This is a genomic window from Nostoc sp., from assembly GCF_036917275.1.
Lineage (GTDB): Bacteria > Cyanobacteriota > Cyanobacteriia > Cyanobacteriales > Nostocaceae > Nostoc.
The window spans coordinates 108,578-130,319 of the sequence record NZ_JBALDF010000060.1 but is presented as its reverse complement, the minus strand read 5'-3'; the positions used below and the strand labels follow the sequence as shown (position 1 = coordinate 130,319).

The window sequence follows — 21,742 nt, the reverse complement described above, 5'->3', positions numbered from 1 at the left end:
TTTGATAATTTCTACTCTACCGGAATGGTACGTCTAAATTCATCAATTAATTCATCCAGTTCTTCCAAAGCCTGATTTACGTCAACTCTCAAAGTTCCCAGGTTAGGTTGCTCCAGTAAGCTTAACAGGTACTCGCGTTTGCTTTGAACTGCGACAATTCGTTGTTTTATAGTCTGTACATCCATTATTTTTTCCCTTATTTAACTACCTTTAAATTTAAAGTTAACTCAAAATCCAACATTCTGGGGCACTATACGCCCTTAGTAGTCCACTACACTAACTTTCCGCCATTACTCTCCGTGTCTGGTGTACCGCTACTCAAAAGCCAGCTAACAAGAGCGTCTCTCATCGGAGAAATCAAGCCAGAAGCTCTTGACTTCTCTTTGTGTCAGTCCTAATCTGGGAATTTTGAGTTGGTTGAATATTACCACCTGGGGACGATGTTCTTCCCTAATTTGTTACTCATAACCGATGATAATAAAACTGAGGTATTCAGACTTTATACTAATTTAAGCTCATGCTACGCCAAATCTCTTTGGGAACACTCGGTTTAACTATCGGTGGCATATTAACCATCATTGGCTTCGTTGCCTATGCTGGTAATAATGCCACACTCAATCTTGTTGGATTTTTTTATGGGATTCCTCTGTTATTAGGAGGGCTAGCGCTGAAAGCTAATGAACTTAAGCCAGTACCATTTAGCCAAACTACATCACCGTCAGCATTGATACTGCGCCAGCAGCAAGCAACTGATACTCAAAATAAAATTCGCAAAGACATCACCCGATATTGCTACGGTCAAGATGCTCATCTAGATACAACACTTTCTTTTCTAGGTTTGAGTCCCACAGACCAGGAACGACCAACAGTCACAGGGTTGCGAGAAACAGAAGTTAATGGCAACTATGCCCTAATTTTGGAATTTGATTCTCCGCTAATACCAATTGATGTATGGCAAAAAAAGCATGAAAAAATGACCAACTATTTTGGCCCTGGATTGGAGATTCAAATAATGCAGCCATCTGAAAATACAATTGAGTTAGCGCTGATCAATACTAAAAAAGAGTCACTAGTCAGTAGTCAATAGTCAAGAACAAAAATTATCCTTACCCAAACGCCATGCCTTTATGGCTTGTCGTTACCCACATTTATCTAACAGTCAAAGTGCTGCACTAATTAACATCCCAGCCATAACTTAAATTCTAGACTAGTAGCTTCTATTTACTAAGCGTGAACTTCAATTTTCACTTTCACAAAAAATGTCCATATACATCGCTTAAAATATTGTATTTATTCCTTTTGAGAGGAACACAAGCTATTAGCCTCAGAATTTATTTCAAGGCGGGATAACAACGAAGTGGAAGATTTATTTGATATAGCAACAGCCAAGGTGGTTAGGACATTAACAGATGATAAAACTTAGACACAAAAAGGCTTTTCACCCAGTCCCCAGTCCCTTGCTATATTGGTAATGACAAGGTTTTCAAGTATAGGGTTTCTCTCCTGCTTCCTGTGTTCGCGCAGTGTCTCCGTCAGGAGAAGTTCTGATGCCTGTAGTGGTCACTAAGTAGTGAGCGCAGTCGAACCATGCCGTACCCCTACGAAAATCTTGCTAGCAAGAGCGTCTCTAAGAGTTGTGCAGGCTACACCAACGGATAACGCAGCGTTGGGGAGTCATTGAGCATCGGAAGCTGCTTCTTCGTTAACTCCTTTTCTGCTAAACAACTGACCAAAAAGTTACTTTTCTAAACGAACTGCATACCACTGTAAATATTGCCCAGGCTCAATATCTAATTCGCAGCTGGTATCGAGTAAATATTGTGCTTGAGCTTCCACAGAATCAAACTTTTGCAAGTCAGGCGGCAAATCTTGAATTATGAGTTGTTGGAGAGTTTTTTTGAGCTTTTCTAATAACTCTGATTGTGTAAGAAATTGTTCTGGCTGATTTGTTTCTAGAACAACAAAATGATCCTGCTGATACATTAATGAGTCTGGCATTTTAAAGATTTAGTAACCGTAAATAAATTTTGATTTTTTTATAAAAACTTCTTGTTTCTATCATCAAAAAGATGGCGGTTTTATCTGCTGTCTGTGAACCAATTATAGAGTTTATTTGTTAAAAATATTAATTTTTATTTATTATATTTAATATAACCTTAATGACTAATTGCTGTTTTTCCAAAAAAACAAACTATTTTTTAATATCACTAGATATATTGAATCGAATTCAAGGAGAATTCTTACTTAAGTTATTCACTCAGAAAGACTTGAGAATTAAGCTTTGCACTAAGCTTAACCTTAATCTTATGTAATTATACTAAATCTCTCCAAGCCTTGTGAATAGACTAAATAAATTTAAGCCAGGTGATATTAGTCTTTATTATTAGCTATCTTCTGAGCACGCTTTGGCAATTGCTTTGCCCTGTCTCACTAGGTTTCTAAACTAACTACAGAACTCAATAGTTAAGGTGTGCATTTGCAATTTTCAATAAAATTGCAATTTGACTTTAAGAATGGGGAAATATAAAAGTAACATTTCTTTCCATAACCATAGCCGAACAAAAAGGTAATAATTGCCTTCGTGTTCCAATTATAGATTGTCTATGCAACTTAGTTATCTACCGCTTGCTTGGCTCACTAATATTGAACAGTCTAGTGTCAAAAAACAGTTGATTGTGAAGCCCGACACACCTTTGCCGCAAATCCTGGCATTGATGAAAAGAGCGATCGCCGCCATGCGATCAAGTTGCACTGACTTTTTCAGGATAGTCCCGCAAGTGGAAGGCAACTCATGTCAGGCATAAGCCCATTTTCTAATTCTAAGCAGCAACCACAGCAACCACCCCTGATTTTAGTGGTTGATGATGACAAGAGTGTTCGAGTATTCTTGCGTAAAGCTATGGAAAAAGAAGGTTATCGAGTGGTTGAGGTCAATGATGGTAAGCAATGTTTAGATGCTTACGAGACTATTAAACCAGATATAGTTTTGCTAGACGCTGTAATGCCTGTGATGGATGGCTTTACCTGCTGTAAGTACTTGTTCCAAATTGCCAAAAATAATTTAAAATCAGCTGTTGAAACCTTTGATACTGACTCTAGCCTTAACAATACTGTAATCCCAATGTGGGATTACACTCCTATATTGATGATCACATGCTTGGACGATGAAGAATCCGTAGACCGTGCTTTTGAAGCAGGGGCAACAGATTATGTCACTAAGCCAATTCACTGGCCTGTATTGCGCCATCGGTTGCGTGGACTGCTAAAGCAAGCGCAAGTATACAAGCAATTAGAGGCTACAAACCAAGCTTTGGATCACCTCGCCAATGTAGATGGCTTAACTGAGTTGGCTAATCGTCGCCGCTTTGACCATTATCTCAATACTCAGTGGATTAATCTCGCACAAAAGGAGTCTCCCTTGTCAATGATTTTGTGTGATATCGACTTTTTTAAATTTTATAACGATAGATATGGCCATCCTGCTGGGGATATCTGTTTACAAAAGGTGGGTGCTGTTTTAAGCTTTAAGGTACAAAAACATCAGGATTTAGTAGCGCGTTATGGTGGCGAAGAATTTGCTGTGATTATGCCATACACCGCTGCATCTGGCGCAGTTCACGTTGCCAAAATGATCCAAGCTGGAATCAAAGATTTGCAAATTGTTCATGGCGGGTCTGTAATGAGTCAGTATGTCACCCTCAGTATGGGCGTGGCGACTGTTGTCCCCACTTGGGAATCATCACCTTTAGATTTGATTGTGCGGGCAGATAAAGCACTCTACGAAGCTAAAGCCGGGGGGCGCGATCGCTTTGTCTCAAGTTCTTAGTTCTGCTTTGACCAATGCCCAATACAACCCTTAGAAAGGCTGCGCCCTAAGCGTAGCTATGCCGCAGGCTTTAAGACGCCGGCTCCATCGAGCGTTCGCGTAGCGTCTCGTAGAGAAGTCGAGATGCTCAGTACAAGTGCCCAATCCCTAAGAAGGATAAACTGGCAGTGTGAAGTGGAACCATGCTCCATTATTTGGGGCAGAGTCTACCCAAATTTGACCATAATGTGCCAGGATGATGCGTTGGCATAAACAAAGACCAATGCCATAACCTTCTGTACCTTCATCCCGTTGCAGGCGGAAGTGGTTTTCAAAGATGCGATCGCGATTCTCTACAGGAATACCAGGTCCAGTATCGCCAATACTGAACTGAACTTTTTGGGTAGTACGGTGCAATCCGGCAACACTAATCTTGCCACCTTCTGGGGTGTATTTGATGGCATTATCCAACAAATTTACTAGCACTTGGCGGATGCGTTCTGGGTCAGCATATACATATGGTAAGTCATAGGGAATATCTGTTTCTAGCTCTTGGCATTTGGCGGTGTAGCGATCGCACAATTCTTCTAATACATCTAAGCACAGTTTCCCTAACTGTAGCTTTTGTGGTATAATGGGAAACTCTGTATCTTTCCCATGACCTACCTGCAAAAGGTCGGCAATCATCCGATCAATGATCTTAGTTTGATTACGGGCTTGTTTTAATAAATGTACCGTCATCGATGGTTTGAGGCGCTGAAATTCCCCTTTCTCTAAATTGTAATTAGATTGGAGAGTTTCTATGGCGATCGCGACAGCAGTTAAGGGATTGCGAAGATCGTGTGCCAGCATAGCAATCACCCGGTCTTTAAACTGTAGCTGCTCTTGGAGGTTATCTTTTTCCTGTTTCAAACGAAAAATTTCGTCTGAGAGTCTGATTAGTTCGGCAGAAACAGCAACTGAATGGATAGTGGATTTGGGTAATGTCGCCCTAGCTTTGTCCTCTATACGTTCTTGCAAGTCTTCCTGTAATTTTAAGTAAGCGTCTACAGCGGCTTGCCAGCGAGGCCACCAGTTTTTCAATTGTGCTATTATATTACTCCCAGCTAAGATCTGTCGTGGTTCCGGATGAATTTTGATTAAAGCTGGCGTTGCGATCAATTTAAAGTGTTCTGCTAAGTAAGGTTGTTGTCCAATATCGATAATTTGAACTTCAAAAGTATACTCAGCCTGCAATTCTTTTAAGTAAGCACGTATTCGCTGCACCTGTTGTCGGGACTTTGGGCGTTCATCGACAAATAGTAACAGTTGGAGTGGAGCCTCAGAATAAATAGGCTGATCCTGGGAGACTTGCATGTAATCGTGTTTCAGCACTGGTAACAACCTAGCGACGTTTTACAGAAAGTAAAATTGACTGACGGTTGTCGATGATCGTTGTTTTTTGTTCATTCATACTCCGATTAGATCTGCGTTTTTGACATCAGACATATCTTTTTCAGCCTTTTGCCCCTTTTTGGCTAACTTCACCTCCAAGAAACACCTTTGCCCTTGAATAATATAAGTCTTAATTTGCCCTTAATCAAAAATATTCGCCAGAACCAACAGGTAGAAAGGTTTAATACTATGTCAAATTGGCTAGTTGAGCAGCATGTCAATTTGATTATTCGCCTTGAACTAGTGATCACTGTACCAAACGCAGATGCTAATTGTATCTAAATCTATCAGGAAGCTGTTAACTGTTCAGACCAAGTTTGTAGAGGGTTTTCTCAACCGCCAGTGCATCCGATGAAGTGTCTTTTTTGCCTCTACCCAATGATTAGTAGGATTATGAAAACAGCTATAGCTGACTATGTACTGCCTCTATAACTTGCAAAGCGCACCCTGTGCCCAGCCTTTCCTGAAAGAGCCCCTGTCCTATCCCAGAAGAACAGGAGATGGATTGCTCAAGAGAAAGCTTTAGATAACATAGAGGCGATGCCTACGGCGGTAAACTACGCACTTTTAGAGTCAGCACTCACTGCTTTCGAGGCTGCCAATAAACTCGTGGCTACATTACAGGTAGCACTTTCCCTAGAAAATCAATTTATAGATATTAGGGAAACTGCTGCGACACTTGACTGCCTTGCCTATGACCCCAGTCGCCAAGAACCACAAACTTACGCCGCTAAGTTCCTGGAATTGCTTAACATTGGCATTTTCCATCTATTGCCTTATTCAGCTTACCATCGTCAGATGAATAATCTCCAAAATCGATTGTAAGCGAACGTTAGCGAACTTGATCTATTTCCATTTCTTGGGTGAGGCTAAAGGGGGCTTTAGTCCTAGTCTATCACTTCAGTTGCTTGGCGTAGGCTTTGCCCGCCGTAGGCATCGCATTGCAACTACTGCATCTGGAAGGAGCTTAAAGCTTTTGCTAGCTATGCTGTTCTTTGGCGAGTTCTCAATCAGTTATCCACCCTGTCAACTGAATATTTCCACAACTATCTAAAAAATTGATTCTCAATCTAGTGCTTTGGTAAGGCAACAATTTCAGCACTCAAATCAAGGACTAAAGTCCCGACTACGAACTGATTCACCCATCCAACTTGGTGTGGTGAACTACTAACTTTGAGGAGCAAAATTATAAAACTCTTATCTAGCAAGTATTTCAGGTTTATTTATGTTTTTTTTCCCAAAGTGTTAGTTTGCCAGAATTTTAGGGAACTCTATAAATAAGCATGGGAATTATCAAAACCTAATGGCTGTAAAACAAAGACAATACGGTAGCTTTTGCTACCGTTTACTCATTTTTAGAGATAGGGCTTAGTTGACATTTAAATAAACAAACTTATAGCAGTTCTAAATCATTTGTAAAAATAAATTAACCGCAGAGGCACAGAGGCAGAGGAAATGGGGTTTTTTCAATATTCCAGTCCCTAATCCCCCATACCCATTTAATGAACAGTCTGCGCTAGGGTAGGAATTGAAACTCAATTTGTGATTTCCTGTGCTTCCCTGTAAACGTCCAGCTGTATTTCTAATTTGGGCTGTTCTACTGACTTCGTTAACAGCCTGTGCTAACAGTCCAGTCGCCAAAAACTTTGAGCAATCTTTGGCGGCAGATCCTAAGCTGCAAAGCAATCCAGTTGTCTTTGGAGAATCTCAGGGTAACCAACCACAAGCACAGCAAAACCAATCAACAGTTCAGTTACCATCTAATTTTCCCAAAGATATCCCACTATATTCCAATGCCAAACTACAGGAAGTTACACCTGCTAGCGGCTCAGAAAACAGAGTCTCAACTCGTTGGTTGAGTTCTGATCCCAGCAACTTTATTGCTAGCTTTTATAGCAGCCAGTTTCAAACAAATCACTGGCAGATTTTGCAACAGCCAACAAATAATGCGGCAGATGTCTTTGAGGCACGTCGTAACGATTTGCTGTTGAAGGTTTCTATTCAGCCTAAATCAGTTACTAACGCCACACCTAATCAACCCCAAACAGCCACTGAATTACTGATTGAGTACGTACCGAATAGTACCGCTACGGCACAGCCTACCCCAACTACAAATCTTAACGAAACTACTAACGCCATTCCCCAACCCGGAGAGTCACAGTTCATTGGGCCGATACCACTTGCAAACTTGGCAGCACAGCCACCAAGTACGGCTAATAACCAAACAACTCCTACAGCCACACCCGAATCTCAGGAATTCAACGATCTCAATAAGATACCGCAAGAATGGCGGCAACACATCCAAGACTTGGCTGCATTAGGTGTTTTATCGATAGAGCCAAAGGAAACTAAGAGCAACTCTACTACCACAACTAAGCAGTTTGAACCCAGTAAAATCATTACACATCGGGAATATGCCCGTTGGCTAATTGCTGCTAACAATGCTATGTATCCCAGCAATCCAGCTAAACAAATTCGCTTGGCATCAGAAAGTACTCAACCAGCTTTTAGTGATGTGCCCGCAAAAGACCCTGATTTTACAGCAATTCAGGGATTAGCCGAGGCTGGGTTAATTCCCAGTCCTTTGTCTGGAGATTCTACAGCAGTTTTGTTTCGTCCTGATGCACCCCTAACGCGGGAGGCGTTGCTGCTGTGGAAATTGCCCCTAGATACTCGCCAAGCTTTACCCTCTGCTAACTTAGATGCAGTCAAACAAACGTGGGGTTTCCAAGACGCAGCACGAATTGACCCTAAGGCTTTAAGAGCAGTGTTGGTTGATTACCAAAATGGCGAACAATCAAATATTCGGCGGGTATTTGGTTATACGACTCTGTTTCAACCCAAAAAACCAGTAACTCGGGCTGAAGCTGCTACAGTATTGTGGTATTTCGGCACTCAGGGTGAGGGTGTATCGGCTGCTGAGGCTTTGAAATTGAAGCGAAGTTAAAGCGATGTCTACGAAGGGTTACGCAATTCTTTTGCGGTTAGGTTGATAGCCAGCCTGCATAAAAGTGGGCAATTCTATATCTAGGATGCAAACTTTGTTATTTCTTTTTAATGCACCTATTTTTTATTAAGAAGCAGATGCTGCACTGGTGGCGATTGATGCTAAGTCTGTTCCTGAACCCTCAATAAACTTATAAATTTTAGCGCTTGGTGCTTTTGGTGCGGTAGGAGTGCTGAAGCGTCAACAAAAAAGGTCAGCACTTATATTAGCAGGTCGGGTTGTTGATGCACAATTGTCCCATAATAATAGTTGAAAATTAAACTAACTGTATTGATGTGGGATTACGATCGCTTATTTGAAATTATTGAAGAATTGGTCATGCACCATTCTCCTAGTGGTGCAGAAGCTGAGATTAACCAGTTGTTGATGCAACGATTTGCGGCGCTGGATGTAGAAGTCTGGTGCGATCGCGCTGATAATATTATTGCGAAGATTCCAGGGAAAAATCCAGACCGAGCGATCGCTATCACAGCACACAAAGACGAAATTGGCGCAATTGTCAAGAGTATTGGTGATGAAGGTCGTGTCAAAGTCAGCAAACTTGGCGGTTCTTTCCCGTGGGTTTATGGCGAAGGCGTTGTAGATTTACTGGGAGATAACGAAACCATCAACGGTATTCTCAGCTTTGGTTCCCGCCACGTTTCCCACGAATCACCCCAAAAAGTCCAGCAGGAAGATACTACTGTTAAGTGGGAAAATGCCTGGATCGAAACCAAGCTCACATCTGCTGAATTAGAAGCATCTGGTATTCGGCCTGGAACTAAAATGGTGATTGGCAAACATCGCAAGCGTCCAATTCGGTTAAAGGATCATATTGCTGGTTACACTTTGGATAACAAAGCTTCTGTTGCGATTTTGCTAGCTTTGGCTGAAAATCTCAAGCAGCCAGTTGTTGATGTTTATTTAGTAGCGTCGGCGAAAGAAGAAGTAGGAGCAATTGGGGCGCTATTTTTCACCCAAAATCAGCGTTTGGATGCCTTAATTGCTTTAGAAATTTGTCCATTATCTGAGGAATATCCTGTTAAAGATGGGGAAAGTCCTGTACTTTTATCTCAAGATGCTTATGGAATATATGATGAGGGGTTAAATGGACAACTGCGCCAATCTGCCAAGCAAATTGATATATCAGTGCAGCTAGCGATACTGAGTCAGTTTGGTAGTGATGCTTCAATTGCGATGAAATTTGGTCATGTTGGGCGTGCTGCATGTTTGGCGTTTCCTACCCAAAATACACATGGATATGAAATTGCTCATTTAGGAGCGATCGCAAATTGTATTGATTTGTTAAAAGCTTTCTGCGAAACTGAGTTTGAGTGAATTTTTCTGGTTGTCGAAAATGCGCGTAGGCGTAGCCCGTCGTAGACATCGAACAGCAAGATTATTCTTACTATTGATGTGGCGTGAGTAAGATAACTTGCTCTAATGCCTACTTCTGTTTATTTCTCTTTGCTTTCGGTTGAGTAACCCACCAGGCCACTATACCAAAGATCGCCGTAGCTAAAACACTCCAAAGTAAAGATGACACCAAGGGGTGAACTGGGTACTTGAAATTTATCTGTGGTGCAAAGGGTTTATCTATGTGTTGGATGACAACACCAGAAACTATTGCACCGCCACCAAAGGCTATACCTAGTACTTGGATGGTGCGTTCTAAAGAGCGATCGCGTTCGGCTTGTTCTATTTCTACTATGCCACGAATTGAGTCTATGGCTTTACTCAATAATTCCGAACCGTGGCGGAAATAACCTAAATCTGCATTAATTTGTTGTTGAAAGAAGAGGCAATTTCTTTGACTGAAGATTTCTAGAAACTTGATGTTTTCACCTGTTATATCATGAATCTGCTGCAATCTCTCAGCGTAGTTATAGGTATTAATCGCAATAGTATTTTTATATTCTTCTATATTTCGCAGCAGACGGGTGTATGTTAATGATGATTGGGGTAAAGCTTTTAGTAGGTCTTTTAAATAGGTTAAATTTACTGTTTTGGTAGATTGAGTATTATCTAATTTAGGTATTTTTTCAATGATTGTTTCAATATCGCGATAGGCAAAATCTAGTTGGTTGTAAATTTTTCTACTATCTTTGTAAGCTTTTACGGCTTTAGCGCGGAAGAAAAATAAATCTAATAATTCTTGATAGCATTGATTAAATTTATCATCTGCTTGTTTGTTGGCAAATAACCAAATTAAAACGTGCTGATAGTTAGATAGTTGACTAAATAAACCATATTCAAATATGGGACTGCCAAATAATTCACCTTGGCGATTAAATTGCGGTAGAAGATAGTGATCGGGAAATACAGATTTTAAACACTCGTTTGCTATTTGTTGGATAATTTTTTTGTCTTTTGCACCTGTTAACCAACCAGTAATTAGCAGAGTTTGACCAATAAATAAAGGATTATTTTTAATAGTAAGACAGTTGTCTGGATTTAATTTACGTAGAAATGAGATATCTACATCATCTGTATGATTGTTATTTTCTTTTTCTGGACGACGTAGATTTAGCCATAAACTGTAGCTGTCGTAAAGTCGTAAAGGATGAGCAAAACCTTTAATTAGTAAGTTTTGATTTTGGTCTTGGGTAATACCGTCAAAAGAGACAGCGTAGTTTTCATCGATAACTTCTGTATCTTTGAGTAAATCTACACGAGGGCTATTTGGTTCTTTATTTACATCAATCCGCTGGGACAGATGTAAATCTTGGTGTAAAGTTATGTCAACTATTTCATCACCAGTGTTCCAAAGAAAGTTTTTATCTGTTGGTGTTCCGTCAATATTGGCGCTTTTATAAAATAGACCTCTTGCAGAATTATTTTATGGTAGGATAGAGAGTTTTGAGATGAATTGGCTTCACCAATGCGATACGGAGAAACAAAGCGACTGTCCAATCGAGATGTTCAATTGGTTCTGGTTCGGTTGAATCTGCCGTTAAACAGATTGACCGTCGAACAAAGATTTCTGGGGCACAATGGAAACGAGAAAATGTCCCTCAAGTCCTGGCTCATCACTCTGCTTACCTCAATGGATTATTATCGGTTTAACCCTCTTCAAAAAGTGAGATGCTCCCCACATGCTTTTACTTAAGTGGAAATCCTGTATAACAGCAATAACATTAACATTGACCGCAATCAGTCTTACTGCATCCAAGTCGGTATTGGCGGTATCTCTATACTCAGTTACTGACTTAGGCGCTCTTACCGGACAAGCCTTCACTTATGCTACAGGCATTAATGACTCAGGTGAGGTAGCCATTGATTCTTTGACGAGTCCTTTATTTTACAGCAATGGTTTACTTAAAAAAATTAGTCCCCTGCCTGGCGATAATCAAGTTGGACTAGCTGGTATCAATAACTTGGGGCAAGTAGTTGGTAATTCGGCTAATAGCAATAACTTTACTGGAAATAACCCTTTCCTATACAGCAATGGCATCACCCAACCCCTCTCTATCCAAAACGCTTTTCCTTATGCGATTAATGATCGCACCCAAATAGTAGGGGAAGCAAGCGAAGTTGGGGCTTTTTTATACAGTAATGGGATAGCAACCAGTATAGGAACTTCTGCTAATGTTGCCACCAGTTTAAATAACTTGGGACAAGTAGTAGGTATTCTCACTTCAAACACAGCTTTTCTGTACGAAAACGGCCAAATTACTAATTTGGGAACTTTGCCAGGTGATGCGTACAGTGTAGCAAATGATATTAATGACTCAGGACAAGTGGTAGGTAATTCTGGACTCACTGGAGAAGGTATATATGGTCATGCTTTTCTGTACAGTTCCAGCACGGGACTCGAAAACCTCGGTAGGTTACGTCCTACAGATTTGTTCAGTGCTGCTTTGGGGATCAATAATTTAGGTCAAGTAGTCGGGTTTTCTGGCACTAACAATAACTTTTTTACAACAGATGGCAATGGTTTGCGGGCTTTTCTTTATAGTGATAACACTCTGTACGACCTGAATGACCTGATTGCTCCTGGTTCAGACCCTGGCTTTACTTTGACAGTAGCATCTGCTATTAATAATAATGGACAAATTGTTGGTCGTGGTGCAGTTAATGGTGAATTACACGCATTCCTCCTGACACCAACCTCATCTGTCTCTGTAGCTGAACCAACTTCAAGCATTCCTATTTTGTCGTTCGGTGCTATTGTAACTTTATTTGCAGCACTCAGGCACAAACGTCACTCTACTAGTGCAGCCATACAACAAACAAATTAATGCAATAACTTCAGGTAAACAAAGTGATTACTTGAGAATATGAATTTATTTAATATCGCGTAATTCCCCTTCCTGCAAAACGTTAAAGAGAACTACGCTATCCTTGCTGCAAAATACGTTTACGCACTGGCTCTAATATTCTCGGCTCGTTCTCCTAATATTCTGTTACCGTAAGCAATCCCCAGATTATTTTGCACCGTTGCCCAATCGACTGGAAAGGCGCTTAAGGTTGTAACTTCGAGTGCTTGATTATAAGCAGTGATCGCTAATTCAATATTCTCGGCTCGTTCTCCTAATATTCTGTCACCGTAAGCATTCCCCAGATTATTTTGCGTCGTTGCCCAATTTACTGGAAGGGCGCTTAAGGTTGTAACTTCGAGTGCTTGATTATAAGCAGCGATGGCTAATTCAATATTCTCGGCTCGTTCTCCTAATATTCTGTAAAGGTAAGCAATCCCCAGATTATTTTGCGTCATTGCCCAATCTACTGGAAAGGCGCTGCGGGTGTAAACAGTGAGGGCGATTTCGTAGCCAGTAATAGCAATTTCCATGTTGTTGGCTTTGCTACCCAAGGGAAAATTGCTAATCCGATTACTCAAATTAACAATCACTACGGCGATGGATGTTGCTGCATCTACTTCCGCTTCTGCTAGAGTATTTGTTGCCCAACGGCGCAATAATTCTGCAAAAATCTCATTGAGTTTATCGGTATTTGCTGCCAGCAATGGATAAATTACTTGAGCATCGCCGTTGCTATCTGCCGTTGCTTGCAGTATTTTTAGTAAAAATTGCCTGTAAGTCTCCATATCCTCTAGGGTGATGGGGGTAGTTTCCGAGGTGAGATATGTTGCTAGGTTTCTCAACCAGTTTGCTGTATTTTCTTCTCCCTGCTGTGCAAAATCATCTGCTACTGCTGCCAACACCTGCAAAAAACCAGCATCAACCAATTCTGTATTCGCCGCTAATATCTCTGATTCTTCCCCATTTGGGCAATTTAGCAGGCTTTCGATTAGCTGGTAATAATCTTGTGGACGCTGTTCATTCATGAGCAGGTGTAGTTAGACGCATCTTAATGAAGCTTCAACAGTATTATCCTCAATTTCTGAAAAATTAGGAGATAAATTGATTTCACGCACAGACGCACAGGCGCAAAGAGTTCGGTAGCATTATGGATATTAGTCCTAACGCACCGCAAATTGGTGGTGCGGCGCTTGGCGACAAGACACCCTACAAAACTTGTTCGCATTTATAGCTTTTGCGATCGCGTTTGTTATTTTGGCGTTCGCATTTATAGCTTTTGCGATCGCAATTGTTATTTCGGGGTTCGCATTTATAGCTTTTGCGATCGCAATTGTTATTTCGGGGTTCGCATTTATAGCTTTTGCGAACGCAATTGTTATTTTGGCGTTCGCATTTATAGCTTTTGCGATCGCAATTGTTATTTCGGGGTTCGCATTTGTAGCTTTTGCGAACGCAATTGTTATTTCGGCGTTCGCATTTATAGCTTTTGCGATCGCAATTGTTATTTCGGCGTTCGCATTTATAGCTTTTGCGAACGCAATTGTTATTTCGGCGTTCGCATTTATAGCTTTTGCGATCGCATTTGTTATTTAAAGCTCTCTGTGAAATGTCTGAACGAATGCTAAGTGGAGTTGCAACTGTCTACGGCAGAAACAGTATAAAGTATTCCAAGGCTGGCGGCTCTAATCGAAAACGAAGTAAACAATCTAGTTCAAAAGTTACTCCAGTTGTAGCGGTTCTTACTACTCAACCTACCCAAGCTGCAATTGCGAATGCCTCAACTAACGGTAATGGCACAACTCCTTTGCTGCAATAATCCACCTAGCTTGAAAATGGGAGTAGGGGTGTTAAATCACAGAATTCAATTCTGTTAGCGGATAGCTAAGGTTTAGCCCATTCTGGCTCCTGACTCCTGAATTCTGTTTTGATAATTTGTCACCAATACATACGGAAGCAAATTACTAGGTTTGATGACAATAATTTGTCACAACGACATTAGAGCAGTTTTCATGTATTTGAACCACATCTGTCGTAAGGGCACAGCAATGCTGTGCCCCTACCGTGTGGTCTATTTACCTGAAAATAGCTGTAATCTGTCACCGACGAGAAATAATTAGTCACTGTACACTTGATTTATGTCAAACTTGAGTATTGAGTAATACTTTGATCAAAGCCGATGATGGGATTTGAACCCACGGCCTGCTGATTACGAATCAGCTGCTCTACCACTGAGCCACATCGGCGTACACAATCTAAGAGTATAACATGATTTAATCATGGTAGATAAAAATCCCAAAAATCGCCTTAATCCTGAACAATATGCCAGCCTCAAAGCAGAAATAGCTGCTCCTTATCGCGGCTTCCGACAATTTATCTACATCGCTTTCGGTGCTTCTGGCTCGATTGGCGCATTTGTCTTTTTTTTCCAAGTGCTTGCCGGACGGGATGTTGAGAGTGCTTTGCCTAGTTTAGCTCTCCAAGTAGGAATAGTTACCTTAATGGTCTTTCTCTGGCGCTGGGAACAGCGTCGGCAACAACGCCCCCAATCGGATAAAAATCCTAATTCTTGAAGGAAGAAATTTTAGCTATTATTTTTTTTGCTGCTTTCCTTTTATATATCTTTATATTCTTTAAGTTTTCAGCCAACATTATTTATAAACCCAATCACTTTCAAATGGGGTCAGCTATATTTAAAGACCCTTAAAATTAATAAAACTCACATTAATTGCAAGCGCCAGACTGATAATTTGTTAGTCTGGCGCTTTCAATTATGCTAACTACGCATTTACTGAACTGTTACCAAATAGGATGAAGGAATTGCTTGGGCACGTCCAGCATTGACGAGTGCCTGGTAAACAAAGGCAGCAACTTCAGCTCTAGTCGCCTGACGATTAGGATTGAGTTGCTTCGCTGTGGGATAGTTGATCACTAGTTGCCGTGCAGTTGCAGCAGCAACAGGAGCGATCGCATAACCAGGAATCTGGGCAGCATCGGTGTAAAAGGAAAGGACATTCTGATTATTCGCAGTTAAGCCCAAACCATTTGCTAAAGCTACTAACGCCTGTACTCTTGGAATTTGCTGCTGTGGCTTAAAAGTCCCATCGGGATAACCAGAAACAAATTGACTCTGATAAGCAGATTGAATTGCAGCGTAAGCCCAGAAATTACTTGCTACATCCTTAAACTGAATGCCTGCGCGTTTGCTTGGTGGTGTTAAAGCTTTAGTGACAATAGTGGCAAATTGAGCGCGGGTTACAGGTTCATTGGGTTTAAAGCTGCGATCAGGAAAGCCAGCAATAATATTTTGAGAGGCTAAAGCTTCGATGTAACTTTTTGCCCAGTAATTTGCTGGGACATCCTTAAAGGCTACAGGCCCTCCAGAGGGTACATCAACAGTTGCGGCAACAAAATCTACTGAGCCAAAAATCTTTTTCTGATCGATATCGTTGCCAACAGCGACAATTTTACCGGTTTTGGTGGCGTTGTTCAGATCATAACGAGTGTTATTGCGGATAAGATTGCCACCAGGATTTTCGTTGGTGCCAAGATCGGGTAGAGCGTTGACAGTCGCTACTAAGCCATCCCGCTTATTGTTCTGAATGACATTCTTACGCAATACGGGCTTTGCTGACTCTGAGATAAAAAGACCATCTTGATTTTCGATGATTTGGTTTTCCACAATTTGGGGTGTGGAAGTGCCACCGATCGCTAAACCAAAACCAGTATCCTGAAATATGTTATTCCGAATTTCTCCTTGGGCGGCTCTAGCAACTGAAATACCGTTGCCTTTGTTTTGCACAAAGAGGTTACTTTCAATTTTGGGATTGCCTGTACCCGTTACAAAAACACCCTCTCTAACACTGTTAGTAAAAGTACTGTTTTTGATAATGGGATTAGTTGACTCCACCCACACAGCCGTACCCCGGCTATTTGGGTTGGTGACGGTGACACCGCTAATCGTGGTATCTTGGTCGGCAAGGATGGTAATGTCCTGCCTGGCAAAGGTGCGACTAGTGTAGAATCCTCCACCTGTAATCAATATTGCCTGACCTTTAGTAGCTTCATCACCCCGGAGTGTCACCCCTGGTTTAAGCAACAACGGGAAGGTTTCGCCACTTTCCTGGTTATAGTTCCCAGGTGCTAATTGAATAACTGCACCTGTTTGGGCTTGACTGAGAGCGAAACTGATGCTTTTATAGGGTGCAGCTGACGTTGTACCAGCACCAGCACTATCTGCACCAGTTGCTGAATTAACGTAAATCACTGCGGCAGTTGCAGGAGCTTGCGCTGTGAGAGTTGGGGCGATACCTTCTGGGTGAGTAGCACCAGCATTAACCTCACCCGGTAGTAGTATTGACCCACTAGAAACAACAAGCATTGCCGTTAGTCCGGCTCCCACGCGTAAAGTATATCTGAGATGACTGCTAGAAAAAAGGCGAAAATTTTTCGCGAGAGAAATGTGAAAACCCCGATATTTCATTTTTTCCGTCTGTGATGTGCTGAATGATGGTATGTCGAACAAGGTTAAAGTTAACAGTCTTGTAGCTGCTTTAAAACCCATGCAAAACTATACTGGATGATTAGCACTGATTCAGCTAAATTCCCTAGATAGATCACAGAACTTATACATTAGTTATATTATTTTATTTATAAAATTCTACTAGTACACTGTAGCGTCAGTTTCTCTACCTTTAACAAGAGGATTTTGCTCCAAGTCGTGTTAATTGAGATGGTAGGTAGATTTTCTTGCCAAGTTGTACTAAGTGCTTAGTTATTTATATACCGTCTCCCAGAGCCGAACGGCAGGCTTGACGAGCCGCGTTAATACTTTCTGCGAGTCAAAACGGGCAGGTGTCGCTGATTGAAATTATTAAGAATTATCCCAAAAATGAAGTAGAAGTTGATGGCGTAGTTTACCGCCGTAGGCATCGCTTGGAGAGGGCATACCGTCAACTTCGTCGCTTGCAAACAAGCCTACAATAGTTATTTGGTGTTTAGTAAGCTAAAGTTTCTAAAGTTTCTCTTAAATACCGTTGTACTTGCTGTTCCAAGCTAACTTCCTGTAATTGAGCATTAGGTTCTAGTTGCCAGCGTTGAAAACCGGAACTAGTGGAGATCGCGCATTTGAGGTTATACCAAATTTTAGTATCAGCAGAAAATTGGCGATCGCTAGAAGCTGGAATTTGAGCCATAGTTTCTCATTCCTTTGTTTTAAACTTCAACGGTAACTGGGGATTGGGCATTAGGCATTGGTATGCTACGAATCTCTATTAATCCTAAACAAGGATTGCAATAATTGGGGCACGATTTGATTAACCCGCACCCCTAAAATTGTGAAATCCTGCTTAATCTTTTCTAAAGATAATGGCTCTAGTCCAGCGAATTCTGTGTCATTAGTCACCAAAACTCGCATCACACTCACAGGTATTTGTAAAAATAAATTGCTGCCCAAAAAGGCTAACCCCGCAAGCACTAGTGCAAGGCTGCGCCATTGGGGAAGAAATTTAGCTGAATTTGCGACTAATGGGGCAATTTGGTAAAGCTGCCACAGCACCCAAACTGACAATACTGCTGCCACTAATGCCAGGATACGATTTAACTTTGTATTAATTAAACAGAGAATTTTTCGCTGCCGTTCGGTCAGATTTTCTGGCTTTAAGGCTATTCCTAAAAGAGCAAATATATAAAAAGGGCGACGCAACTGCATCCATAGCAAAGGGAGGATACCAATGGCGGCAACTAAAAATAGCTCCATCCAGACTGGTAAAAACGGCTCGCCTACAGACAGAAAGAATAAACAGAGCACTAAAAAAATAGGCAATGTCGCCAATCCAGCGACATGAATCCACAAAATAGGTTCAGAGCGAAATGAATGCATAATAAAAAGTTATGAGTTAAGAGTTAGGAGTTAGGAATTAGCAGCCTTTAACTCCTAACTCCTAATTTATCACTCCTAACTTCTAACCATTTTACCCTCAACACTATCTCGTTAAGGTGAGAGTACGGCGCTTGGTAACCATTTGATAGGCTTCGATGATGTCACCTTCAACCCAATCATTAAATTTATCCATGCCGACACCGCATTCATAACCGGCGTTGACCTCACGGGTATCTTCTTTCATCCGTTTTAGGGAGTCAAGGACGCCTTCAAAGATCACTTTTCCGCCGCGTCGCACCCTGACTTTACAGTTGCGAACTAACTTGCCAGATTGAACGTAGCAACCGGCAACAGCACCACGTCCGACTGGGAAGACAGCACGGACTTCGGTTTGACCCAAGGGTTCTTCCACCAACTCTGGTTCCAAAAGACCTTCCAAGGCATCTTGGATATCTTCCAGGAGTTTGTAGATTACGTTATATTCTCGAACATCTACACCCGCTTCATCGGCGGCTTGTCTAGCGCCACTGGCAAAGGTGGTGTTGAAGCCAATAATCACAGCGTTACTGGCAGCTGCTAAGTCGATATCTGTCTCGGTGATTTCTCCAGCAGTAGCCAATAGCATCCGAATTTGGACTTCGTTTTGCGGGATTTGCTTCAGCGCTCCCACAATGGCTTCCACCGAACCTTGTACGTCTCCCTTCAAGATCAAGTTGAGTTCTTTCAACTCGCCTTCTTGGGCTTGAGCCGATAGGGTTGTAAGGGTAACACGTCCTTGTAACAGGCGGGATAGGCGTTGTCTGTCTGCGCGATCGCTAGCGAGTGCTCTGGCTTCTTTTTCGTTCTGGAAGACCTCGAACTCGTCGCCTGCTGCTGGCACATCACTTAAACCCAACACCTCGACAGCAAAGGAGGGAGAAGCAATGTCTACTCTCTTGCCTCTGTCATCCACCATCGCCCGGACTTTACCGAAAGCCGAGCCAGCTACCAAGATATCTCCCACATGCAGGGTACCATTCTGAATTAGCAGGGTAGCAACTGCTCCCTTGGCTTTATCCAGATGTGCCTCAATCACAGTTCCTTTGGCGAAACGATCTGGGTTGGCAGATAGTTCTCCAACCTCTGCTACTAAGAGAATCATCTCTAAGAGCGTATCTAGGTTTTCACCCCTGATAGCGCTCACCGGAACCATGATTGTCTCCCCGCCCCAGTCTTCTGCGGTTAGACCATACTGGGTGAGTTCTTGTTTCACCCGCTCTGGCTGTGCCCCTTCTTTGTCGATTTTGTTGATTGCAACAACAATTGGCACTCCCGCGGCTTGGGCGTGGCTAATGGCTTCAATAGTTTGGGGACGGACACCATCATCAGCAGCCACTACCAATACGGCAATGTCTGTTACCCGCGCTCCTCTGGCCCGCATAGCTGTAAAGGCTTCGTGACCGGGTGTATCTAGGAAGACTATCTGTTGCGGTTTGCCCTCATGTTCCACATCCACATGGTATGCACCGATGTGTTGAGTGATACCACCAGCTTCGCCAGCAGCCACTTTTGTTTTGCGGATTGAGTCGAGCAGGGTTGTTTTACCGTGGTCTACGTGACCCATAATTGTCACGACTGGCGGACGGCGGTGGAGATATTCTAGGTCTTCTGCACCGACCATTTCCGTAATTTTCCGAGCTTCTGCTTCTGGCTCGGCGGTTTCGACTTCTATTTCTAGTTCTTTTCCTACCAGGGTAATTGTGGGAATATCCAGATTTTGGGTGATACTCACCGCCATGCCTTTAAGGAACAGGATTTTTACAATCTCTGTATCGGCAACGGCTAAAACGTCAGACAGTTCTTGCACAGTCAACGGGCCTGTTACGACCACTTTTTCTGGACGGTCACGCTTTGTCTCGGCTTCTTGGCGACGGTTATTGTGATGGTCACGGCTAGAACCAGATTTGGAACCAGACTTTCTACTTCCTCTAGCAGTTGGGGCGCTAGCAAGGGTTGCGCCTGGCATCTGTACAGGTCGAGTCGCTTTAGGTTTAGGAGGACGGGCGATGGAAAGGCTGACTTGGACGGTGGCTGGTGAGTCGATATCGTCATCATCCAGCAAATCTTCTTCAAACTCATCATCCAGTATCGGCTTGATCCGCTTGCCTTTGACGCCAGCTTTAGCCTTCTCTTTAACTTCGTCAATTATTTCCTCTTCTACCCACTTTTTGCCGCCTTTGGTCGGGCGAGGCGGACTTGGGCGTTTCAAATCGAGGAGATCAGGTGCGACTGGCTCATCACCCAATCCTTGAGATTTGCCTGCTATTCCTGATATCTGTCTGGGTGGAGTAGCGATCGGCATCGCGGCTGCTACAGCTTCGCCTGGACGCGCTGGTCTGGGTCGTTGCCCCTCTCCCAGTTGCGATGGAGCAGACGGTCTATTGCCCCTCTGCTCTGGTCTGCTTGGCGCAGTGGTGGGACGACTTGCTCTTTGTGGTGCAGATGGTGCGGACTGGTCAGTTGGCAGTTTAGCGACTTTTGGCTTAATTTGATCGCGATCGCCTTCAACAGGCCGTAGCCGTTGGTCGCGTTTGAGGATCGGTTTGTCTGCCTGAGATACTTGCTCATCTGCCACCTGGACAACTTCTTCCGCAGGCCTTGCTGGAGGGGCAACTAGTTGCGGTTTTTGAGGTTTTTCCGATTTCGGTCTCGGTGGAACTATTTTTTCCGGTTTTTGGGATACTATTTTTTCCGGCGCCTGATTTTGATTAGGCGTTTGTTCCAAGTCTGTGATCGTTGGTTGCTCTTGGGTCTCAGCTTGATTCCGGGGTACAGGTCGAGTTGGTGCCGTCGGCTTCATGGGTGAGACTGGTGTAGCGAATGGCCGTGGAGGAGAGGGAGGATTAGCTTCAGACAAGGCAGCTTGGGTATTGGTAGCAAGTGACGCCTCTGGGGCGTTGGAGGTAGTATTTCTCAAGATTTTGGGTTTGCGTATTTCCAAAATTTGCTGTTTGTGGGGTGCAGCAGGTCGCGGGGGTCCGCCGTTCGGTGGTGAATTTGGTTTATGGCTGGTTGTACCTAGTTCCTTTTTGGCCGATACACTTGTAGCTGCAAGCTTTTCTGCTGCCGCCCGGATGTTTTCTGCCTCGGATTCTGAAATCGTGCTGCTATGGCTTTTGACCGCGATGTCGAGCTGGTCGCAAATTGCTAGTAGCTCTTTGTTATCCAAATTCAATTCCTTTGATAATTCATAGATTCTAACTTTGCCGTTGTTCATCCACTCTTCCCCTTTAATTTACAGTTTTAGCGGATGGTTGCCTGGTTTGCGACATCTCCATCCTTGAATTACTGTTTTTAGATTGCCGTTCAGTTTTTGCCGGTGCCTCCAATCAGGAAAG

At 42.6% G+C, this 21,742-nt stretch carries 20 protein-coding genes, 1 tRNA gene and 1 pseudogene; 12 read left to right on the top strand and 10 right to left on the bottom strand.

Annotation, left to right across the window (positions count from 1 at the left end):
• Positions 1 to 11 precede the first annotated feature (11 nt).
• Positions 12 to 185, bottom strand: coding sequence for a hypothetical protein (locus V7K35_RS23875; protein WP_334795417.1), 174 nt, complete (start codon positions 183 to 185; stop codon positions 12 to 14).
• A gap of 332 nt (positions 186 to 517) precedes the next feature.
• On the opposite strand from V7K35_RS23875, the gene V7K35_RS23870 reads away from it, so the two are divergent.
• Positions 518 to 1,087 (top strand): DUF2854 domain-containing protein, encoded by a 570-nt coding sequence (locus tag V7K35_RS23870; RefSeq protein ID WP_334795418.1) that lies wholly within the window; start codon positions 518 to 520, stop codon positions 1,085 to 1,087.
• Positions 1,088 to 1,737: 650 nt separating this feature from the next.
• On the opposite strand, the gene V7K35_RS23865 is transcribed toward V7K35_RS23870, so the two are convergent.
• The gene (locus V7K35_RS23865) at positions 1,738 to 1,998 is read right to left on the bottom strand and encodes a chlororespiratory reduction protein 7 (RefSeq protein ID WP_335082238.1); all 261 of its coding nucleotides are present in this window, start codon (positions 1,996 to 1,998) and stop codon (positions 1,738 to 1,740) included.
• Positions 1,999 to 2,603: 605 nt separating this feature from the next.
• Between V7K35_RS23865 and V7K35_RS23860 the strand changes: the two genes are divergently transcribed.
• Positions 2,604 to 2,804 carry a hypothetical protein gene (locus V7K35_RS23860; protein ID WP_335082236.1) on the top strand — a complete coding sequence of 67 codons (201 nt, stop codon included), beginning with the start codon at positions 2,604 to 2,606 and terminating at the stop codon, positions 2,802 to 2,804.
• Entirely contained in the window at positions 2,792 to 3,826 is a 1,035-nt protein-coding gene (locus tag V7K35_RS23855) for a PleD family two-component system response regulator (protein ID WP_335082234.1), read from the top strand. Before V7K35_RS23860 ends, V7K35_RS23855 begins: the two co-directional genes overlap by 13 nt.
• Positions 3,827 to 3,973: 147 nt before the next feature.
• On the opposite strand, the gene V7K35_RS23850 is transcribed toward V7K35_RS23855, so the two are convergent.
• The gene (locus V7K35_RS23850; protein WP_335082232.1) at positions 3,974 to 5,179 is read right to left on the bottom strand and encodes a histidine kinase; all 1,206 of its coding nucleotides are present in this window, start codon (positions 5,177 to 5,179) and stop codon (positions 3,974 to 3,976) included.
• A 600-nt stretch (positions 5,180 to 5,779) separates the two neighbouring features.
• Between V7K35_RS23850 and V7K35_RS23845 the strand changes: the two genes are divergently transcribed.
• The 3 genes from V7K35_RS23845 (at position 5,780) to V7K35_RS23835 (ending at position 9,563) form a co-directional block, all read left to right on the top strand.
• A complete protein-coding gene (locus V7K35_RS23845; RefSeq protein ID WP_335082230.1) occupies positions 5,780 to 6,064 on the top strand; it encodes a hypothetical protein in 285 nt (94 codons plus the stop codon).
• 727 nt (positions 6,065 to 6,791) lie between these two features.
• Positions 6,792 to 8,186 (top strand): S-layer homology domain-containing protein, encoded by a 1,395-nt coding sequence (locus V7K35_RS23840; RefSeq protein WP_335082228.1) that lies wholly within the window; start codon positions 6,792 to 6,794, stop codon positions 8,184 to 8,186.
• 333 nt (positions 8,187 to 8,519) lie between these two features.
• A complete protein-coding gene (locus V7K35_RS23835; RefSeq protein ID WP_334795429.1) occupies positions 8,520 to 9,563 on the top strand; it encodes a M42 family metallopeptidase in 1,044 nt (347 codons plus the stop codon).
• 109 nt (positions 9,564 to 9,672) lie between these two features.
• Here the strand turns inward: V7K35_RS23835 and V7K35_RS23830 are convergent, their stop codons facing one another.
• Positions 9,673 to 10,095, bottom strand: a complete 423-nt coding sequence (locus V7K35_RS23830; protein ID WP_335082226.1) for a hypothetical protein — start codon at positions 10,093 to 10,095, stop codon at positions 9,673 to 9,675.
• A 1,049-nt stretch (positions 10,096 to 11,144) separates the two neighbouring features.
• On the opposite strand from V7K35_RS23830, the pseudogene V7K35_RS23825 reads away from it, so the two are divergent.
• Positions 11,145 to 11,291: pseudogene (locus tag V7K35_RS23825) on the top strand (ISKra4 family transposase); the annotation flags it as partial.
• A 77-nt stretch (positions 11,292 to 11,368) separates the two neighbouring features.
• Positions 11,369 to 12,466 carry a DUF3466 family protein gene (locus V7K35_RS23820; RefSeq protein ID WP_335082224.1) on the top strand — a complete coding sequence of 366 codons (1,098 nt, stop codon included), beginning with the start codon at positions 11,369 to 11,371 and terminating at the stop codon, positions 12,464 to 12,466.
• A gap of 119 nt (positions 12,467 to 12,585) precedes the next feature.
• Here the strand turns inward: V7K35_RS23820 and V7K35_RS23815 are convergent, their stop codons facing one another.
• The gene (locus V7K35_RS23815) at positions 12,586 to 13,512 is read right to left on the bottom strand and encodes a hypothetical protein (RefSeq protein ID WP_335082222.1); all 927 of its coding nucleotides are present in this window, start codon (positions 13,510 to 13,512) and stop codon (positions 12,586 to 12,588) included.
• 190 nt (positions 13,513 to 13,702) lie between these two features.
• Between V7K35_RS23815 and V7K35_RS23810 the strand changes: the two genes are divergently transcribed.
• Both V7K35_RS23810 and V7K35_RS23805 read left to right on the top strand, forming a co-directional pair.
• Entirely contained in the window at positions 13,703 to 14,080 is a 378-nt protein-coding gene (locus V7K35_RS23810) for a hypothetical protein (RefSeq protein WP_335082220.1), read from the top strand.
• A 13-nt stretch (positions 14,081 to 14,093) separates the two neighbouring features.
• Entirely contained in the window at positions 14,094 to 14,303 is a 210-nt protein-coding gene (locus V7K35_RS23805) for a hypothetical protein (RefSeq protein WP_335082218.1), read from the top strand.
• A gap of 355 nt (positions 14,304 to 14,658) precedes the next feature.
• Here V7K35_RS23805 and V7K35_RS23800 read toward each other — a convergent pair.
• Positions 14,659 to 14,730, bottom strand: a tRNA-Thr gene (locus V7K35_RS23800).
• Positions 14,731 to 14,763: 33 nt separating this feature from the next.
• Here V7K35_RS23800 and V7K35_RS23795 point away from each other — a divergent pair.
• Positions 14,764 to 15,057, top strand: a complete 294-nt coding sequence (locus tag V7K35_RS23795; protein WP_334724710.1) for a DUF3493 domain-containing protein — start codon at positions 14,764 to 14,766, stop codon at positions 15,055 to 15,057.
• A gap of 215 nt (positions 15,058 to 15,272) precedes the next feature.
• On the opposite strand, the gene V7K35_RS23790 is transcribed toward V7K35_RS23795, so the two are convergent.
• Entirely contained in the window at positions 15,273 to 16,967 is a 1,695-nt protein-coding gene (locus V7K35_RS23790; RefSeq protein ID WP_335082216.1) for a DUF1565 domain-containing protein, read from the bottom strand.
• 344 nt (positions 16,968 to 17,311) lie between these two features.
• Between V7K35_RS23790 and V7K35_RS23785 the strand changes: the two genes are divergently transcribed.
• Complete coding sequence (locus V7K35_RS23785; RefSeq protein ID WP_334797524.1) at positions 17,312 to 17,470, top strand: hypothetical protein; 159 nt, start codon at positions 17,312 to 17,314, stop codon at positions 17,468 to 17,470.
• Between the two features lie 11 nt (positions 17,471 to 17,481).
• Here V7K35_RS23785 and V7K35_RS23780 read toward each other — a convergent pair whose 3' ends face one another.
• The 3 genes from V7K35_RS23780 to infB form a co-directional block, all read right to left on the bottom strand.
• Positions 17,482 to 17,679 (bottom strand): hypothetical protein, encoded by a 198-nt coding sequence (locus tag V7K35_RS23780; protein ID WP_335082214.1) that lies wholly within the window; start codon positions 17,677 to 17,679, stop codon positions 17,482 to 17,484.
• Between the two features lie 65 nt (positions 17,680 to 17,744).
• The gene (locus tag V7K35_RS23775) at positions 17,745 to 18,365 is read right to left on the bottom strand and encodes a low-complexity tail membrane protein (RefSeq protein WP_335082212.1); all 621 of its coding nucleotides are present in this window, start codon (positions 18,363 to 18,365) and stop codon (positions 17,745 to 17,747) included.
• Positions 18,366 to 18,468: 103 nt separating this feature from the next.
• Positions 18,469 to 21,621 carry a translation initiation factor IF-2 gene (gene infB / locus V7K35_RS23770; RefSeq protein ID WP_335082210.1) on the bottom strand — a complete coding sequence of 1,051 codons (3,153 nt, stop codon included), beginning with the start codon at positions 21,619 to 21,621 and terminating at the stop codon, positions 18,469 to 18,471.
• Positions 21,622 to 21,742: the final 121 nt, after the last annotated feature.

Coding starts and splice junctions, on each gene's coding strand:
- V7K35_RS23875 (WP_334795417.1), bottom strand. CDS start 185: ATGGATGTACAGACTATAAAACAACGAATTGTCGCAGTTCAAAGCAAA.
- V7K35_RS23870 (WP_334795418.1), top strand. CDS start 518: ATGCTACGCCAAATCTCTTTGGGAACACTCGGTTTAACTATCGGTGGC.
- V7K35_RS23865 (WP_335082238.1), bottom strand. CDS start 1,998: ATGCCAGACTCATTAATGTATCAGCAGGATCATTTTGTTGTTCTAGAA.
- V7K35_RS23860 (WP_335082236.1), top strand. CDS start 2,604: ATGCAACTTAGTTATCTACCGCTTGCTTGGCTCACTAATATTGAACAG.
- V7K35_RS23855 (WP_335082234.1), top strand. CDS start 2,792: ATGTCAGGCATAAGCCCATTTTCTAATTCTAAGCAGCAACCACAGCAA.
- V7K35_RS23845 (WP_335082230.1), top strand. CDS start 5,780: ATGCCTACGGCGGTAAACTACGCACTTTTAGAGTCAGCACTCACTGCT.
- V7K35_RS23835 (WP_334795429.1), top strand. CDS start 8,520: ATGTGGGATTACGATCGCTTATTTGAAATTATTGAAGAATTGGTCATG.
- V7K35_RS23815 (WP_335082222.1), bottom strand. CDS start 13,512: ATGAATGAACAGCGTCCACAAGATTATTACCAGCTAATCGAAAGCCTG.
- V7K35_RS23805 (WP_335082218.1), top strand. CDS start 14,094: ATGTCTGAACGAATGCTAAGTGGAGTTGCAACTGTCTACGGCAGAAAC.
- V7K35_RS23795 (WP_334724710.1), top strand. CDS start 14,764: ATGGTAGATAAAAATCCCAAAAATCGCCTTAATCCTGAACAATATGCC.
- V7K35_RS23790 (WP_335082216.1), bottom strand. CDS start 16,967: ATGAAATATCGGGGTTTTCACATTTCTCTCGCGAAAAATTTTCGCCTT.
- V7K35_RS23780 (WP_335082214.1), bottom strand. CDS start 17,679: ATGGCTCAAATTCCAGCTTCTAGCGATCGCCAATTTTCTGCTGATACT.
- V7K35_RS23775 (WP_335082212.1), bottom strand. CDS start 18,365: ATGCATTCATTTCGCTCTGAACCTATTTTGTGGATTCATGTCGCTGGA.
- infB (WP_335082210.1), bottom strand. CDS start 21,621: ATGAACAACGGCAAAGTTAGAATCTATGAATTATCAAAGGAATTGAAT.